Source organism: Pimelobacter simplex (genome assembly GCF_024662235.1).
GTDB lineage: Bacteria > Actinomycetota > Actinomycetes > Propionibacteriales > Nocardioidaceae > Nocardioides.
This window is the reverse complement of the sequence record NZ_CP096276.1, coordinates 5,521,171-5,534,873: the sequence shown is the minus strand read 5'-3', so window position 1 is coordinate 5,534,873 and position 13,703 is coordinate 5,521,171. Positions and strand designations below refer to the sequence as shown.

Annotated in this window: 14 protein-coding genes; 7 read left to right on the top strand and 7 right to left on the bottom strand. The window is 72.4% G+C overall.

What is annotated here, in order from left to right; all coding sequences use genetic code 11:
* Positions 1 to 30 precede the first annotated feature (30 nt).
* Genes M0M48_RS27160 through M0M48_RS27150 form a run of 3 tightly spaced genes read left to right on the top strand, consistent with a single transcriptional unit; the run spans position 31 to position 1,991 of the window.
* Positions 31 to 513: an acyl-CoA thioesterase gene (locus tag M0M48_RS27160; protein ID WP_257753523.1), complete on the top strand. Its 483-nt coding sequence runs from the start codon at positions 31 to 33 to the stop codon at positions 511 to 513.
* Positions 510 to 1,253 carry an SDR family NAD(P)-dependent oxidoreductase gene (locus M0M48_RS27155; RefSeq protein WP_257753522.1) on the top strand — a complete coding sequence of 248 codons (744 nt, stop codon included), beginning with the start codon at positions 510 to 512 and terminating at the stop codon, positions 1,251 to 1,253. The genes M0M48_RS27160 and M0M48_RS27155 overlap by 4 nt, the downstream gene beginning before the upstream one ends.
* Positions 1,254 to 1,262: 9 nt before the next feature.
* Complete coding sequence (locus tag M0M48_RS27150; RefSeq protein WP_257753521.1) at positions 1,263 to 1,991, top strand: SDR family NAD(P)-dependent oxidoreductase; 729 nt, start codon at positions 1,263 to 1,265, stop codon at positions 1,989 to 1,991.
* On the opposite strand, the gene M0M48_RS27145 is transcribed toward M0M48_RS27150, so the two are convergent.
* Together M0M48_RS27145 and M0M48_RS27140 are read right to left on the bottom strand one after the other, a co-directional pair.
* On the bottom strand, positions 1,981 to 2,844 hold the full coding sequence (locus tag M0M48_RS27145; protein WP_257753520.1) for an SDR family NAD(P)-dependent oxidoreductase: 864 nt from the start codon (positions 2,842 to 2,844) through the stop codon (positions 1,981 to 1,983). The genes M0M48_RS27150 and M0M48_RS27145 overlap by 11 nt on opposite strands.
* Positions 2,841 to 4,454 carry a class I adenylate-forming enzyme family protein gene (locus M0M48_RS27140; RefSeq protein ID WP_257759278.1) on the bottom strand — a complete coding sequence of 538 codons (1,614 nt, stop codon included), beginning with the start codon at positions 4,452 to 4,454 and terminating at the stop codon, positions 2,841 to 2,843. The genes M0M48_RS27145 and M0M48_RS27140 overlap by 4 nt, the downstream gene beginning before the upstream one ends.
* Positions 4,455 to 4,532: 78 nt before the next feature.
* Between M0M48_RS27140 and M0M48_RS27135 the strand changes: the two genes are divergently transcribed.
* Together M0M48_RS27135 and M0M48_RS27130 are read left to right on the top strand one after the other, a co-directional pair.
* Positions 4,533 to 5,189: a helix-turn-helix transcriptional regulator gene (locus tag M0M48_RS27135; RefSeq protein WP_215813766.1), complete on the top strand. Its 657-nt coding sequence runs from the start codon at positions 4,533 to 4,535 to the stop codon at positions 5,187 to 5,189.
* Positions 5,186 to 5,953, top strand: a complete 768-nt coding sequence (locus tag M0M48_RS27130; protein ID WP_215813767.1) for an IclR family transcriptional regulator — start codon at positions 5,186 to 5,188, stop codon at positions 5,951 to 5,953. Before M0M48_RS27135 ends, M0M48_RS27130 begins: the two co-directional genes overlap by 4 nt.
* 31 nt (positions 5,954 to 5,984) lie before the next feature.
* On the opposite strand, the gene M0M48_RS27125 is transcribed toward M0M48_RS27130, so the two are convergent.
* From M0M48_RS27125 to M0M48_RS27110, 4 genes are all read right to left on the bottom strand, one after another.
* Complete coding sequence (locus tag M0M48_RS27125; protein WP_215813768.1) at positions 5,985 to 6,725, bottom strand: ABC transporter ATP-binding protein; 741 nt, start codon at positions 6,723 to 6,725, stop codon at positions 5,985 to 5,987.
* Complete coding sequence (locus M0M48_RS27120) at positions 6,722 to 8,542, bottom strand: branched-chain amino acid ABC transporter ATP-binding protein/permease (protein WP_215813769.1); 1,821 nt, start codon at positions 8,540 to 8,542, stop codon at positions 6,722 to 6,724. Before M0M48_RS27120 ends, M0M48_RS27125 begins: the two co-directional genes overlap by 4 nt.
* Positions 8,543 to 8,545: 3 nt before the next feature.
* Positions 8,546 to 9,403, bottom strand: a complete 858-nt coding sequence (locus M0M48_RS27115) for a branched-chain amino acid ABC transporter permease (protein ID WP_215813770.1) — start codon at positions 9,401 to 9,403, stop codon at positions 8,546 to 8,548.
* Between the two features lie 76 nt (positions 9,404 to 9,479).
* Positions 9,480 to 10,670: an ABC transporter substrate-binding protein gene (locus M0M48_RS27110; RefSeq protein ID WP_215813771.1), complete on the bottom strand. Its 1,191-nt coding sequence runs from the start codon at positions 10,668 to 10,670 to the stop codon at positions 9,480 to 9,482.
* A gap of 452 nt (positions 10,671 to 11,122) precedes the next feature.
* Here M0M48_RS27110 and M0M48_RS27105 point away from each other — a divergent pair, with 452 nt between their 5' ends.
* The gene (locus tag M0M48_RS27105) at positions 11,123 to 11,593 is read left to right on the top strand and encodes an OsmC family protein (protein WP_215813772.1); all 471 of its coding nucleotides are present in this window, start codon (positions 11,123 to 11,125) and stop codon (positions 11,591 to 11,593) included.
* Positions 11,590 to 12,834, top strand: coding sequence for an amidohydrolase family protein (locus M0M48_RS27100; protein ID WP_215813773.1), 1,245 nt, complete (start codon positions 11,590 to 11,592; stop codon positions 12,832 to 12,834). The genes M0M48_RS27105 and M0M48_RS27100 overlap by 4 nt, the downstream gene beginning before the upstream one ends.
* Positions 12,835 to 12,855: 21 nt before the next feature.
* On the opposite strand, the gene M0M48_RS27095 is transcribed toward M0M48_RS27100, so the two are convergent.
* Positions 12,856 to 13,575 (bottom strand): GntR family transcriptional regulator, encoded by a 720-nt coding sequence (locus tag M0M48_RS27095; protein ID WP_257753518.1) that lies wholly within the window; start codon positions 13,573 to 13,575, stop codon positions 12,856 to 12,858.
* Positions 13,576 to 13,703: the final 128 nt, after the last annotated feature.

Genomic DNA, 13,703 nt, shown 5'->3' with positions numbered 1-13,703 from the left:
AGAAACCAAGCAAGTGCTAGGTTAACTGACATGGCGAGTGACACACGCGTCGCGGACGGCGGGGAGGGACCGCCGCTCCACACGACGACCTTCCGACTGAGCTACGCCGACACCGATCCGGCCGGGATCCTCTATTACGGGGCGTGGTTCCCGTGGATGGAGCGCATGCAGAGCGAGTGGTTCTGGCTCAACGACCTGCGCCAGGACCACCTCAAGGAGCGCTACGGCTTCTGGACCGTCACCGCGCACACCGCGTGCGACTACGTGCAGGCCGTGGGACTCTTCGACGAGATCCGGATCGAGCTGCGGCTCGGCGCGATCGGGCGCCGCTCGTTCGAGATGCTGCACCGGATGGTCCGCACCAGCGACGGCGAGGTCGTCGCGCGCGCTCGCATCAAGATCGTCGCGGTCTCCCCCGAGCAGACCTCGGTGGGCATCCCCGACCTGCTCCGCCAGCACCTCGACTCCTGGGCGCAGGGCGCCCGGTACACCCCCACGGAGGCCCCCGCATGACCTACGGAACCACCCTCGTCACCGGCGCGACCGGCGGGCTCGGCGCGGAGATCTGCCGCCGGCTCGCCCAGGACGGCGCGGAGCTACTGCTCCTGCACCGCCGTACGGCGCCCGACGCGCTCGTCGCCGACCTGGGCGCGAGCGTGCGCGGCACCCGTGCCGTCGACCTCACCGACGCCGCGGGCGTCGCGACCGCGGTGCGCGAGCTCGAGGCCGAGCACGGCCAGGTCCGCACCGTCGTCCACGCGGCGGGTCCGCACGTCCCGATGGTCCACCTGTCCCGGGTCACGCCCGAGCAGTTCGCGACCCAGGTCGACCAGGACGTCGTCGCGTTCTTCAACCTCGCCCACGCGCTCCTGCCGTCGCTGCGCGCGACCCAGGGCTCGCTGACCGTGGTGACCACGGCCGCGACCGTGCGCTACCCGGTCCGCGACGGCCTGTCCTCGACGCCGAAGGCCGCGGTCGAGGCGCTCGCGCGCGGCCTCGCCGCGGAGGAGGGCCGGTTCGGCGTCCGGGTCAACTGCGTCGGCCCCGGCATGCTCACCGACGGCATGGCCGAGCGACTCATCGCCAACGGCGACCTGGACGAGCGCGCGCTCGACGTGGCGCGCACCAACATCCCGCTGCGCCGGTTCGGTACGGCGGTCGACATCTCCGAGGCGGTCGCCTTCCTCGCGAGCGACCGGGCCGGGTTCGTCACCGGCCAGAAGCTCGACATCGACGGCGGCTACGGCATCTAGGAGGCACCCATGGACCAGCTCACGCTCGGCTTCACCCCCGGCGACGGCATCGTCGTCACCGGCGCCGGCAGCGGCATCGGCCGCGCGGTCGCCCTCGGCGCCCTGGCGGCCGGCCTGCGGGTCAGCGCCTGGGACCTGCGTCCCGACGGCCTCACCGAGCTCGCCGACCAGGGCGTGCACACCGCGGTCTGCGACGTCGCCGACGCCGACGCGCGCGCCCAGGCCCTCGCCCTGACGCGCGATGCGCTCGGCGGCGTCCCGCGCTACCTCGTCAACAACGCAGGCCCGTCGTCCCAGGTCCCCCTGGACTTCGACGAGGCGGTGCGGATCAGCGTCGGCAGCGTCCGCGGCCTGACCCAGGACTGGCTCGACGCCGGTACGCCGGACGGCGCCGCGATGGTCGTCACCGCCTCGGTCGCCGGCAACAAGGTCGGCACCGAGAGCGACTGGTACTCCGCCTCCAAGGCCGCCGTCATGGGCTACGTGCGCCACCTCGCCGCGCACCACGCCGACCGGATCCGCGCCAACGGCATCGGCCCCGGCATGACCGACACGCCCCGCCTGGCCGGCTTCGCCGAGTCCGAGATGGGCCACCGGATCCTCGCCCGGGTGCCGTTGGGCCGGATGGGCCGGCCCGAGGAGGTGGCCGGCCCGATCCTGTTCCTGCTCTCGCCGCTGGCGTCCTACGTCAACGGCGTCTTCCTGCCGGTCGACGGCGGCTGGACCGTCACGCAGTAGCGGCCGACCAGCCCGGGCGCTCCGGTCGGCGCAGGCCGACGAGCGTCCGGGCGCGCTCGTCGAAGAGCTGGGCGGTCCGCTCGGGGTCGGTGAAGCACCAGAACTCCCCGCGCGCCACGGCGTCGAGCAGCAGCGCGGCGGCCTCGTCGGGATCCATGCCCTGGGCCTGGATCGACTCCGCCATCCGCAGGAACGTCGCGCGCGCGTCGGGGTCGGCGGGCACCCCGCGGCGGCGCACGTCGTCGAAGATGCGGGTGCGCACCCAGTTGGGCAGCAGCGCCGACACCTGCACCGGTACGCCGGACGCGCGCACCTCGAGGTCGAGGCACTCGACCAGCGCGAGAGCGGCGTGCTTGCTGGCGACGTACGCCGATTGGTAGGGCAGCGAGGTCACCGCACCGGTCGACGCGACGACGGCCAGCACGCCCGGACGCCCCTGGTCGGTCATCCGCGGCACGGCCGAGCGCGCGCAGTGGAAGGCGCCGTCGGTGTTGACGCCCTGGACCTTGCGCCACTGCGCGGGGGTCAGGTCCCAGGTCCGCTCGCCGGACTCGATACCGGCATTGCTGACGACGAGGTCGACCGCGCCGTGCGCGGCCCAGGTCCGGGCGAAGAGGTCGTCGACCTGGTCGCCGTCGGCGACGTCGAGGTGGTGCGCCTCGGCCCGGCCGCCCGCGGCGACCAGTGCGTCGGCGACCGCGGTGGCCCGCTCGGCGTCGACGTCGGTGACGACGACATGGGCGCCCTGGGCGGCCAGGTGGGCTGCCATCGCCTCGCCGAGGCCGGCTCCGGCACCGGTCACCAGGGCGACGCCGCCGCCGAACCGGTCGGCCACTGCTGCATCGGTGCTCATCGGTCGCTCTCCTCGGGGGGATCGGGGTGCTCGGGGTCTTCGGGGTTCAGCTGCTCAGCGAGCAGCGCCCGCACGGAGGCGCGGGAGAGCTTGCCGGTGGCGGTGTGCGGCAGGTCGTCGGCCCAGACCAGGACGTCGGGCACCTCGTAGCGGGCCAGCGCTGCGCGGGCCGCGGCCAGCACGGCCGCGTCGTCGCGAGCCGCCCCCGCCGCCGGTACGACGACCGCCGCGAGCCGGTGCCCGCGCCGCGGATCCGGCAGGCCGACCACCGCGGCCCGCGCGACGAGCGGCGAGTGCTCGAGGGCGATCTCGACCCGGGCCGGGTCGACGTTGAAGCCGGAGACGACGAGCTGGTCGTCGAGCCGTCCGGTCACGCAGAGCCGGCCGTCGTCGTGCAGGTGCCCCTCGTCGCCGGTCACGAACCAGCCCTCGGGATCGGCCACCGCGACGGCGACCTGGTAGCCGCGGGTCACCACGCGCCCGGGCACCCCGGTCGGGACCGGCGCGCCCGCGTCGTCGAGGATCCGCACCTCGACGCCAGGCACCGGCACCATCGGCGCGTGCCCGCCGACGCCGGTGCGCGCGATGTCGGGGCAGACCGCGACGGTGCCGCAGGTCTGGGTGAGCCCGTAGCCCGCCGAGACCCGCGGGATGCCGGTCTCCCGGGCCAGCGGCAGCAGCACCTCGGGCCGGATCTCGGTCGCGCCCGTCATGAACAGCCGCACCCGCGGGCCGAGGTCGGCACCCTCGCGGACGGCGGCGGCGAGGTCGTGGAGCAGCGTCGGCGGCCCGCAGACCACGCTCACCCCGGACTCCCGCACGATGCCCGGCAGCGCCGCACGGCTCCGGTCGGGCACCAGGCGCAGCGAGGCGCCCGTGAGCAGGGCGATGACGAGCAGCCCGTTGAAGCCGAACGAGTGCGCCAGCGGGACCACGCCGAGCAGCCGGTCACGGTGGTCGATGTCGAGCACGTCGGCCACGTCGGCGTACAGGCGCAGGAGGACGTCGTGGTCCATCGGCACGGCCGTCCGGTGCCCCGCCGTCCCCGACGTCGCCAGCACCACCGCCGGTCCCCCGGCCCCGCGAGGTGCGGGGGTTGCTGCCCCGAGGTGCGGGGGTTGCTCCATCGAGATCGGGAGCTCGCCCGCGCCGGGCGCCTCCGCGACGACGACCCGCGCCCCCACCCGCCGCCCGTACGACGCCCGCTCGGCCGCGGTCTCCTCCTGCCCCAGCGGCGCGAGCGTGGCGCCCAGCAGGTGCGTCGCGGCCGCGACGACCACCCACTCGACGGTGTTGCGGCCCTGGAGCACGACGACATCGCCGGCGGCCACGCCGTGCTCGGCCAGGCGCGCCGCGGCGCCCTGGGCACGGCCGAGGGCCTCGCTCCAGGTCAGCCGGGTCGTGCCGTCGTCCACGGCGATCGCGTCGGGCTCCCGGAGTGCGCGTGCGGACCAGAGGTCGGCGAGCGAGGCGGCCACGGGCACCAGCCTGCCGAACCCGCAGCGCGAAGGCACCCGGGCGACCACACTGTGACCGAGACCGTCGGCCGGGCGCCGACGCCGCATCCCCGAGCGGGTGCGGCGGCGGGCCGGGACGGTGGTCGGCGACATGGGTCCTCACGGGTCGATGGCGTCATTTATGACTAACAGTCATAGTCCTAATAGCCAAGCAAGCGGTAGGATGTCTTCGTGCCGACCAATGGAACCGACGCGGCGTCCGACGCCGCGCCCTCACTCCCTCCCACCGGCTGGGCCGTGCTGGGTCTCCTCTCCTTCGGCGAGGAGCTCTCCGGGTACGACCTCAAGCGGTGGGCGGACTGGAGCCTGCGGTTCTTCTACTGGTCGCCGTCGTTCTCGCAGATCTACAGCGAGCTGCGCCGGCTCGAGAAGCTCGGCCTGGCCACCTCGCGGATCGAGACCCGCGACGACGTCCGCGGCAAGCGGATGTACCAGATCACCGACGCCGGACGCGACGCCCTGGGCGGCTGGGCGGCCGACGACCACGTCGACCCGGTCGTGCTCAAGCACGGCGTGATGCTGCGGCTGTGGCTCGGGCACCTCTCCGAGCCCGACAAGCTGCGCACCGTGCTCGCCGAGCACCGCGACCAGTCCGAGCGGATGCGGGTGCGCGCCGAGGTCGACCGCGAGGGCGCCACCGCCGAGGCGGGCTGGGCCTATCCCGAGCTCGTGCTCCGGTGGGCCGAGCGCTATTACGCCGACGAGCGCGACCGGGCCGAGCTGATGCTCGCCGAGCTCGACGAGGCCAGCCGCACCTGGAGCACGTCGCGTGGGGCCACCGAGGCCGCCCGGCGTACCTCCGAGGAGCTGCGGCAGCACCGGGCATGAGCCACCCGCCGACCCGGCTGGGGGTGCTCGAGCGGGCGACCATGATCCTCGACGCCTTCGAGGACGCGCCGGGTCCGCTCGGGCTCGACGACATCGCCGAGATCACCGAGCTGCCGCGCACGACGGTCTTCCGGCTGCTCACCACGCTCAAGGAGCTGGGCTGGGTCCACCACGACCGGCGCGGCTACTCCCCCGGACGCCGGCTCAGCGGCCCCGGCGGCGAGTCCGAGCACCTCGATGTCCGTGCCGCCGCCTCGGTGGCGCTCAACGAGCTGCAGCTCGCGACCGACGCGGTCGTGCACCTGTCGGTGCTCGACGGCCCGATCGTGCAGTACCTCGACAAGGTCGGCGGCGCCCGCGCCACCACCATCCCCTCGCGGGTCGGCGGCCGGATCATCGCGACCGACTCGGTGAGCGGCCTGGCCATGCTCGCCGCGCTCGCCCCCGAGGAGGTCGACGCGCTCGTCGGTCACCTCGACCGCACCCCCGGCGGGCTGGAGTCCGTGCACCACGAGCTGGCCGCCGTACGACGGCGCCGCGGGATCGCGATCCTCGACGGCCTGCCCGGCACGGGGATCAGCTCGATGGCGGTCGCCGTCCCGGGGCCGCGCGGTCCCCTGGCGGCGATCTCCGTCGTCCGCCGCGGCCACCTGCCGCTGCCCGTGGTCGGTCCGCTGCTGCTCGCCGCCGCTCGGACCACGAGCCGCACCCTGCACCCCGACTGGGGTCCGCCACGACGCAGTCCGGCCCTGCGGCTCGCGTGAGCCACAGGGCCGGAGGCCGCGCAGGTGCGTCCTAGGACGCGGTCTTGCCGAAGTAGGCGTCCTGCAGCAGCGTCATGTCGCTGACCTCGCTGGCCGGCGACGACAGCATCGTCTTGCCCATGTCGAGGACGGTGACGTGGTCGGCGATCGCGAACGACGCCTCGACCGCCTGCTCGACGAGCAGGATGCCGATGCCGGTCTCCTTGAGCTGGTGGACGCGCTCCATCACCTCGTTGACGATGACCGGAGCCAGACCACCGGACGGCTCGTCGAGCATGAGCAGGCTGGGCTGGGACATGAGCGCCTGGCCGATGGCGAGCATCTGCTGCTGGCCACCGGACATGCTCGACGCGGGCAGCGCCCGCTTCTCGGCGAGGATCGGGAAGAGCTCGTAGATCCGCTCGACCTCCGAGCGCAGCTCGGCCCGCTTCATCTTGCGGGTGTAGCCGCCCAGCAGCAGGTTCTGCTCGATCGTCTGGGAGTGGAAGACGCGCTTGCCCTCCTGGACGTAGGCGATGCCCTGCCGGACCCGCTGGTGCGCGGGCACCTTGGCGAGCGACTCGCCGCGGTAGCGCACCTCGCCGGCGACGATCTTGTTGAGCCCGCTGATCGCGCGGATCGTCGTGGTCTTGCCGGCGCCGTTGCGGCCGAGCAGGACGGTGATCTCACCGGCCCGGACGTCGAAGGAGACGTCCCACACGACCCGCAGGTCGCCGTACCCGGTGCCGAGGCCGCGGACCTCGAGCAGCGGAGTGCTGTCGGACTGCGTCATCGGACTCCTCCCGCCTGCTTGTCGGGATCGATGCCGAGGTACTCGGCCATCACCCGCTCGTTGTTCTGGATCTCCTCGGGCGTGCCCTTGGCCATCAGCTCGCCGTGGGCGAGGGCGACGATCTCGTCGGCCAGCGAGAGGACCAGCTGGAAGTTGTGCTCCACCAGGACGACGGTCCCGCCGGCATCGCGCACCCGGCGGATCACCTCGGCCAGGCGGTCCACCTCGTGCTCGTCGAGCCCGGAGGCGGTCTCGTCGAGCAGCAGCACACCGGGGTTGCTGATCAGGCAGCGCGCCACCTCGAGCAGCCGGCGCTGGCCGAGCGGGAGCGCGGTCGCCTCGGCGTCCTCGAGGTGCCGGATGCCGACGAGCTCGAGCACCCGGTCGGCCTCGCTGAGGTCGGCCTTGCGCACCTTGCGGTAGCGCGGCAGGCGCAGCACGGCCTCGAGCACGGTGGCGCGGTTTCCGGCGTACCGACCGGCCATGACGGCCTCGCGGACCGTGATGCCCTCGGGGATGTTGGGCGTCTGGAAGGTCCGCGCGACACCGGTCCGGGCGACCCGGTCGGGGCCCATCCGCTGCAGGTGCCGGTCGTCGAGGGCGATGACCCCCGCGTCGGTGCGGTAGAAGCCGCAGATCATGTTGAGCAGCGTGGTCTTGCCCGAGCCGTTGGGGCCGATGAGGGCGGTGACCCGGCCCGGCGAGGCGACCAGGTCGACGCCCTTGAGCGCCTGGTTGCCGCCGAACGACTTGGCGACGCCCTCGACCTTGAGCACCTTGCCGGGGACGGCGGGCACCTCGTCGTCGGGGCGGGCGTCCAGCCCGGCGGCGCCGGCCGCGACGGCCGGGTCCTCGCCGAGCGTCTTCTTCCACAGCGAGCGGGCCAGACCGGACAGACCGCCGGTCAGGAGCACGCCGCCGATGATGAGGAAGGCGCCGGTGACGACCAGCGAGTAGCGCTGGAACTCGGTCGACTGGTTGAGCCCGAACTGCAGGATGAACGCGCCGAACACCGCGCCGTAGACGCTGGCCGAGCCGCCGAGCACCGAGGCCGCGAGGATCGTGGTGGCGACGGTGAACGAGAAGGCCTCGGGCGAGATGTAGAGGTCGAGGCTGGCGAAGAGCGCACCGGCGAGGCCGGCCGGGACGGCGCCGAGGGCGTAGGCCATCAGCTTCATCCGGAACACGTTGATGCCCATGGACGCGGCCAGGACGGGGCTCTGCTTGAGCACCCGCAGCGCGGTGCCGTGCCGGGAGACGGCGATATTGCGCATCACCGCGAACCAGGCGACGGTCACCACCGCGATGACCATGAAGTAGTCCTCGGGCGTGAGCATCCGGCCGAAGAGCGTCGGCGACAGGATGCCGGTCAGGCCGTTGCGGCCGCCGGTGTCCTCGCGGAAGATCGCGAGCACGTCGGGCAGCAGCAGCACCAGGAAGAACGACGTCATCGCCAGCGACCAGCTGCCCAGGCGCAGACCCGGGATACCGGTGACGATGCCGACCAGCAGCGCCGCGACACCGGCCGCGACGAGCTGCAGCAGGATGTCGGTGTGTCCGCGCTGGGACAGCATGCCGGCGGTGTAGGCGCCGGCGGCGTACATCGCGACCTGGCCGAGAGCGAGCTCTCCGGCGAAGCCGAGGCTGAGGTTGAGGCCGCTGACGAGCAGCGACAGGATCATCGCCAGCTGGAGCTGGCGGACGATGGAGTACTCCAGGTTGAAGTACGGCACGAGGATCAGCAGGATCCCCAGCACCAGCGGGACGAGCCAGAGCGGCCCCGCGGCGATACGACGGGCGAGCGGCAGACCAGCCATGAGTCAGACCACCCTTTCCTTCGTCCGGACGAACAAGCCCGCAGGGCGCAGCATCAAGATGGTGACGAGGATGAGGAAGACCGCGAGGTTGGCGTACTCACCGCCCAGGTAGCGCGAGGCGAACGCCTCGGCCAGGCCGACGAGGGTGCCGCCGACCAGCGTGCCGGGCATCGAGCCGAAGCCGCCGATGGCCAGCACCACGAAGCCCTTGAGCGCGAGCGCCGCCCCCAGCGTCGAGACCGCGAACGTCTTGGAGCCGACGAAGAGACCGACGAAGCCGGCGAGCGCACCCGCCGCGACGAACGCCATGAACGCCAGGCGGCGGACGTTGACGCCGCGCAGCAGGGCGGCCTCGCGGTCCTCGGCCATGCCGAGCAGGGCGAGACCGGTGAGCGAGCGACGGCTGTAGATGCCGAGCCCGACGACGAGCAGCACCGCGATCGCGATGAGGAAGATCTCGACCGGGTAGACCCGGCCGCCGAACAGCGAGATCGCCTTGTCGCCGGCGAAGAACGGCACGCTCAGCGGCTGGCTGCCCCAGGTCAGCTGGGCGAGGCCGTCGAGCAGGATCGAGGCGCCGAGCGTGGTCACCAGGATGTTGTGCATGTCGCCGACGGGACGGATCGCGATCCGCTCCTCGATCGCGGCGACCAGCGCGACCGCGGCGGCCGCGATCACCAGGACCAGCAGGGTCGGCAGGTGCCACTTGACCAGGCCGGTGTAGGCCACGAAGGCGCCGACCATGGTCAGCTGCGCGTGGGCGAAGTTGAAGGTCTTCGAGGAGATGAAGACGATGTTGTAGCCGATGGCCACGATCGCGTAGATCGCGCCCAGGGACAGGCCACCCCAGATCAGAGTCACGGTGCTTCCTCGGGTCGTCGAACGGGTGAAAGGCCGGTGGGGCGGGAGATTCCCGCCCCACCGGCACCTCAGGTGGTTACTGGAACTGGCCGTCCACGAGCGGGCCCGGGGCGATGAACGCGAACTCCTCGGGGCCGGGGTTCGCGGCGTGCGAGTCGGCGCTGAAGAGGTAGGTGCCGATCACGGCGGTGGTCGCGTCCTGCTGCACGGAGGAGTCCGTGAGCGCCTCGGCGAGCTTCTTCGGGTCGGTCGAGCCGGCCTTCTCGGCAGCGGCCTGGACGAGCGCCAGGGCGTCGTTGTTGTAGGCCACGATGAGGGTCGACTTGATCGGGTCGATGGCCTTCATCCGGGCGACGAGGTCGTTGACGTCGGTCGCGGCCGGGTCCTTGGCGGTGCTCTTGTAGACCTGCATGACCAGGTTCTTCACGGCCGGGGTGCCCAGGACGCCGGACGGCGGCTCGGTGGAGATCAGGCCGGTCGCGGCGACCGAGGTGTTGCCGACGATCGGGATGTCCCAACCGAGCTTCTCCACGCCCTTGAGGACGTAGCCGAGCGGGGCGCCGTACGCGTCGAGGACGAGCGCGTCGGGGTTCTTCGAGCGGATCGCCTCGAGCTGGGCGGTCATGTCGAGCGCCGCGACGTCGTACTCCTCGTTGGCGACGACGTCGAGGCCGGCCCCGTCGAAGGTCTTCTCGGCGGCGGCGCCGTAGACCTCGCCGTAGGAGCTGGAGCCGTGCAGGATGCCGACCTTCTTGTAGCCCTTCTCCGCGAAGTACGGCGGGAAGGCGTCGAGCTGGTTCTGCGCGCTCGCCGACAGGTCGAAGTTGAGCGGGAAGGCCTTCGGGTCGGCCGAGGTCTCCGTCGGGCCGATGTTGAAGGACAGGATGTTGTTCTGCTTGAGGATCGGCAGGGTCGCGTCGGCGACCGTCGACGGTCCCGAGTTCAGGACCAGGTCGGGCTTGCCCTTGGCGATCGCCTCGCGCAGCTTGGTGACGGCGACGGTCGGGTCGGCCTGGTCGTCGACGACCTTGATGGTGACCTTCTTGCCGTCGATGCCGCCGTTCTTGTTGACGAGCTCGACCCCGGCCTTGGCCGAGAGCACCGAGGTGGAGGCGTTGTCCGCCAGCACACCCTCGGCCGAGACGCCACCGAGCACCAGCACGTGGTACTCGTCGTCGCTTCCGCTCGAGTCCTCACCGGCACAGCCGGCGGCGACGAGAGCGAGGGCAGCGAGGCCACCGACCACCTTGAACAGACGTGTCTTCATCCCAGTTTCCTTCTGATGACTTCCAGCAAACCAAGCGCTTGCTAGTTCGACGCTAGATGACCTCTGTCACAACGGTCAAGCAAGCGCTTGATTGTTTGAGGTGACAGACGCCGGCGATCCGCGAACCCGAGACGGCGCGGTCAGATCGAGGTACCCCGGGGGCGAGGGCCGGCGAGGGCCCGAGCTCCTCGCTGTTTCCTTCCGGGGTATTTCGAGTAGTCATAGTACGAGGGAAACCGAGCGAATGCTAGGTAGGGAATTTCGGGCCGCCGGCGGGCGCGCGCGTGGCCTTCCGGGCCGGGGCGTGCACCGGCAAGAAGTGCCCCGATCGCCAGTCCCGGAGGGCGATTCCTGACGATCCGGCCCGCGGGCGCCCCGCAAGGTCTTGACACATGTCTGACATGTGGGGAATCTCATGTCTGACAGATTCTCCGCCCTCAGGGAGGTCCCCCGTGACCGCTGAAACCACCGTGGCGTCGGCCAACCGCGATGTCGTCGTCCACAGCCTGACCAACTACGCCTCGCTCGCCGTCGTCGGCGGCGAGCACACCGTCGTCATCGACGAGCCGCGCGAGTTCGACGGCGACGGCACGGCGCCCAACCCGTTCGGCCTCGTGCTGTCCGCCCTCGGCGGCTGCATGGCCGGCACCCTGCGCGGCGTCGCCCGGCAGGGCGGCTTCGAGTACGACGACGCGACGATCCGGCTCTCGCTGCGGGTCAACCGCCCGACCTCCGGCCCGCTCGACCCGGGCGAGCGCGAGCTGCGGATCTCCCGGATCATCGCCGAGGTCACCGTGCGCGGCGACCTCACCGCCGAGCAGCAGGACGCGCTGCGCCAGGGCATCGAGACCTGCCCGGTCGGCAACACCCTGCGCCGGGCGCTCAACCTGCAGGAGAGCGTCGCGTTCGAGGTGGCGGCATGAGCGCCCCCGAGCAGGTCGACCTCCTCGTCACCGGCGCCCGGCTGACCGACGGCTCCGTCGTCGCGCTCGGTGTGCGCGACGGGCGCTACGTGTTCGTCGCGCCCGAGCCGCCGGCGGGCACCACCGCGACGACCACGATCGACGCCGAGGGTCGGCTCGTCACCCCGACCTTCGTCAACGGCCACCTGCACCTGGAGAAGGTGCACTCGCTCGACCGTGCGGGCGACGGCGCCCTGGCGGCGTACACGTCGGGGAACATGGGGGCCGCGCTGCGCTCCATCGTGCGCGAGGCCAGCCAGGTCAAGCGACAGTACGACCGCTCGTGGCTGGTCCCCAACATCCGTCGCGCGCTCGACGCCGCTGTCGAGAACGGCACGCTGCACATGCAGACGTTCGTCGACGTCGACACGACCGCGCGCCTGGTCGGCATGGAGGCGGTGCTCGAGGTCCGCGAGGAGTACCGCGACCTGCTCGACCTCCAGGTCGTCGCCTTCCCCCAGGACGGGCTGATCCGCGACCCCGGCGCGGCCGAGCTGTGCGAGGAGGCGCTGCGGATGGGCGCCGACGTCGTCGGCGGCATCCCCTGGATCGAGATGACCGACGCCGACGCCCAGGCCCACGTCACGTGGGCGTGCCGGCTCGCGAGCGAGCAGGGCAAGCGCGTCGCGATGCTCGTCGACGACGCCGGCGACCCGAGCCTGCGCACCACCCAGATGCTCGCCCAGGCGATGCTCGACCACGGCCTCCAGGGCCGCGGCGTCGCGTGCCACGCTCGGGCCCTGGCGGAGTACCCCCAGCCCACGCTGCAGCGGCTGATGGACCTCGCCCAGGCGGCCGGCCTCGGCTTCGTCTCCGACCCGCACACCGGGCCGCTGCACCTGCCGGTGCGCGACTTCGCCGAGGACGGCATCGCCGTCGCGCTCGGGCAGGACGACGTCGAGGACGCGTACTACCCGTTCGGCCGCAACAACATGCTGGAGGTCGCCTTCCTGGCGGCGCACACCCTGCGCTTCCTCACCCACGAGGACCAGCGGCTGCTGCTCGAGCTCATCACCACCCGGGCGGCTGACGTGCTCGGCGTACCGGACCACGGGATCGCGGTCGGCCACACCGCCGACCTCTGCGTGCACCCGTACGAGTCGGTGCGCGACGTCCTCACCGAGCACGCCCGCCCGCGGTGGGTCGTGCGGCGCGGCCGCGTGATCGCGGAGTCCGAGACCCGGACCCGGATCCTGCGCTGAGCGCAACGTGCGCCGCGCGGACTACCAGTCCGCGCGGCGCACCATCGCGTAGCGGAACGCCCCGCGCAGGTGCACCTCGCGGGTCCAGTAGCAGACCCGGCCGGTCCGGCTGATCCCCGTGGCGTCCAACGTCATCGCGGGCTCGCCGGCCGCCCGCCCGGTCAGCGCGGCCTCGTCGTCCGAGAGCCCGTCGGCACCGGGGAACACCAGCTCCCACCCGACCCGCTCACCGGTCAGCGCGATCGCCAGGTCGACCATCGGCGTCGCGGGGTCGAGGCTCTCGGGATCGGTCCGGGTCAGCACCGGCACCACGTCGCGCGCGACGAGCACCGGCTCGCCGTCGGCCGACCACACCTTCGTCGTACGGAGGACGGTCTGGCGGGGCGACACGTCGTGCTCGTGGGCCTCGTCGAGCGTGACCTCCTCGACGCGCACGTCGACCACGTCGAGGGACGGCGTACGGCCCATCGCGGCGATCAGCTCGGAGCTGTCGAGCCGCTGCTCGAAGCGCGCCGGGATGCCGAGCAGCGAGCTGTTGACCGTCGTGTCGGCGCCCTTGCGCCGATGGATGAACCCGCGCTCCTCGAGCCGCACCAGCGCCTCGCGCACCGCCGGCCGGCTGACCTCGAGCGACGAGGCCAGCGCGATCTCGCTCGGCATCGCCGCGCCCCGCTCGGCGGCCTCGGTCCAGAGCCGCTGCAACCGGCGCTCGACCGGCTCCGGCAGCTCGGACCCCGTCATGGCGCCACCCTAGAGGAGGCGCGCCGCTCCCCCGCGCGGTGGCCGAGGGAGTGGACCGGGCAACCCTGCGCCCTCGGTGCCGCAACCCTGCGACTTCGGGGGTCGAACCGTGCGACTTCGGCGGGGGG

Excerpts from the sequence above, each read along its gene's own strand:
- M0M48_RS27095 (WP_257753518.1), bottom strand. The coding sequence starts at position 13,575 with ATGACGGGGTCCGAGCTGCCGGAGCCGGTCGAGCGCCGGTTGCAGCGG.
- M0M48_RS27130 (WP_215813767.1), top strand. The coding sequence starts at position 5,186 with ATGAGCCACCCGCCGACCCGGCTGGGGGTGCTCGAGCGGGCGACCATG.
- M0M48_RS27140 (WP_257759278.1), bottom strand. The coding sequence starts at position 4,454 with ATGTCGCCGACCACCGTCCCGGCCCGCCGCCGCACCCGCTCGGGGATG.
- M0M48_RS27100 (WP_215813773.1), top strand. The coding sequence starts at position 11,590 with ATGAGCGCCCCCGAGCAGGTCGACCTCCTCGTCACCGGCGCCCGGCTG.
- M0M48_RS27160 (WP_257753523.1), top strand. The coding sequence starts at position 31 with ATGGCGAGTGACACACGCGTCGCGGACGGCGGGGAGGGACCGCCGCTC.
- M0M48_RS27145 (WP_257753520.1), bottom strand. The coding sequence starts at position 2,844 with ATGAGCACCGATGCAGCAGTGGCCGACCGGTTCGGCGGCGGCGTCGCC.
- M0M48_RS27150 (WP_257753521.1), top strand. The coding sequence starts at position 1,263 with ATGGACCAGCTCACGCTCGGCTTCACCCCCGGCGACGGCATCGTCGTC.
- M0M48_RS27125 (WP_215813768.1), bottom strand. The coding sequence starts at position 6,725 with ATGACGCAGTCCGACAGCACTCCGCTGCTCGAGGTCCGCGGCCTCGGC.
- M0M48_RS27120 (WP_215813769.1), bottom strand. The coding sequence starts at position 8,542 with ATGGCTGGTCTGCCGCTCGCCCGTCGTATCGCCGCGGGGCCGCTCTGG.
- M0M48_RS27155 (WP_257753522.1), top strand. The coding sequence starts at position 510 with ATGACCTACGGAACCACCCTCGTCACCGGCGCGACCGGCGGGCTCGGC.
- M0M48_RS27110 (WP_215813771.1), bottom strand. The coding sequence starts at position 10,670 with ATGAAGACACGTCTGTTCAAGGTGGTCGGTGGCCTCGCTGCCCTCGCT.